The organism is Vibrio sp. Vb1574 (genome assembly GCF_033338675.1).
Map to the genome: position 1 here is coordinate 1 of NZ_JAWOTC010000123.1, position 1,748 is coordinate 1,748.

Sequence of the window (1,748 nt, forward strand, 5' to 3'; positions counted from 1 at the left end):
CTGGCGCGACTTGTCGTAGCTGCGCACACTGTCCTTGGATGGCAATGAACGGCTTGAAAGCGATTGAAAAAGCGCTTAGTGAAGGTGGAGAAGAGCACGAAATCTTCGTAGATGAAGCGCTACGAGTGAAGTCTCTTATTCCACTGAACCGCATGCTAGACTTTGCCGAGCAGCTAAATATGCAAGTGAAAGGTAACGCGTAATCACTTCTATTTATTAAGATAAGTCCCAAAAAACCAGCCGAATATGGCTGGTTTTTTTGTTTTTGATTATCAATGGTTTAATATTGATTGATTTTGTAAATGCAGGGATCGGATATTTATGGCTGTGTGGCTAGTAGTTAAAAAGTGGCTTAGTTCGCACCTATTTAAATTAAGCAACCGAAACCTTCTTGTTATTAGCATTTTGTACATCAGTTTATCGTGGGGGTTTTTGGCTCTTGCGGGTGAAAAAGCGCTAACGGACAACTTCTCCAACTTCATTTATTACCTCATGGTCACCGCTAGTACGGTGGGCTATGGAGATCACTCTCCGGTCACAGACTTAGGGAAGTGGGTTGTTGTGTTGTTTGTTATTCCCGGTGGCTTGAGTTTGTTTGCTGCGTTACTGGGGCGTGTAGCTGGTTCTGCAATCGATTATTGGCGAGCGGGTATTTTGGGTAAACGGAGAGTGAGAGTGGAAAATCATATCGTATTGCTTGGGTGGAACGGGTCGAGAACAATGCACTTGATTCGTATGTTGCAACACGAAGAAGAAGGCAAGCGCCCTATCGTGTTGTGTAGTCGCTCTGATATTGAAAACCCATTGCCGGGTGAGATTCATTTTATCAAAGTGACCAGTTATACCGACGCACAGGAAATGAAGAACGCCAACATTACTGATGCGAGTTGTATCATTGTTGATAATCTTTCGGATGACATTACGCTCTCCGCTGCGCTTTATTGTGCCTCTGTGAATCCTGACGCACACTTGCTGGCTTATTTTAAAGACGACGCCTTAGGTCGATTGCTCAGTCAGCATTGCCCTAAAGCAGAGTGCATTCCTGCCGTAGGAGCAGAAATGTTGGCGAAAGCGGCAGTAGACCCTGGCTCTAGTGCCTTGCACCAAGCATTACTGGCATCCACCCGTGGGATGACACAGTACTCAGTCATTTATCCTGAGAATCAACCTATCACCACCATTGAGAGCATCTTTGGCTTTATCAAAAAGCGTCACCACGCGACGTTGATTGCGTTTGATATCGGCAACGGTATCCAACTCAACCCAGATTTAGATGCGGTAGTGCCACCGGGTACCAAGCTGTTTTACATTGCAGATGAACGTATTGATGATTTTGCATGGAAAGAAATGAACAAGGAACAATAATGCACATGATTGCCGGCCTGTTAGCAGGTTTTCCAAACTTTTTACTCTACTTCTCAGTATCCATTATTTTTGTTTTGGCGTTTAAGTTCATCTACGTCAAGCTTACGCCTTATGATGAATGGCATCTGATCAAGGAAAAGCAAAATACCGCAGCCGCAGTGGCGTTGAGTGGCGCTTTTCTGGGTTATTGTATTGCGATTTCGGGTGCGGCAAAAAACTCAGTCAACATTGTCGATTTTATGGTTTGGGGCGTTGTTGCCATGCTTGCGCAAATCATCGCATTTGCCATCGTGCGTTTTATTTTGCTGCCAAGAGTTACTGAGCGTATCGAAAAAGATGAGCTGCCTGCAGGCATTGTACTTGCGGCGGTTTCTATATCGGTC

Annotated in this window: 2 protein-coding genes and 1 pseudogene; all 3 read left to right on the top strand. The window is 45.0% G+C overall.

The window, feature by feature from the left end:
- Positions 1-203 (top strand): annotated as a pseudogene (locus tag R7O12_RS24060) (quinolinate synthase NadA); the annotation flags it as partial.
- A 118-nt stretch (positions 204-321) separates the two neighbouring features.
- Positions 322-1,365 (top strand): ion channel, encoded by a 1,044-nt coding sequence (locus R7O12_RS24065; protein ID WP_318126560.1) that lies wholly within the window; start codon positions 322-324, stop codon positions 1,363-1,365.
- Positions 1,365-1,748 (top strand): DUF350 domain-containing protein (locus R7O12_RS24070; protein ID WP_318126561.1); only part of this gene is annotated, 384 nt, incomplete at its 3' end. The genes R7O12_RS24065 and R7O12_RS24070, both read left to right, overlap by 1 nt.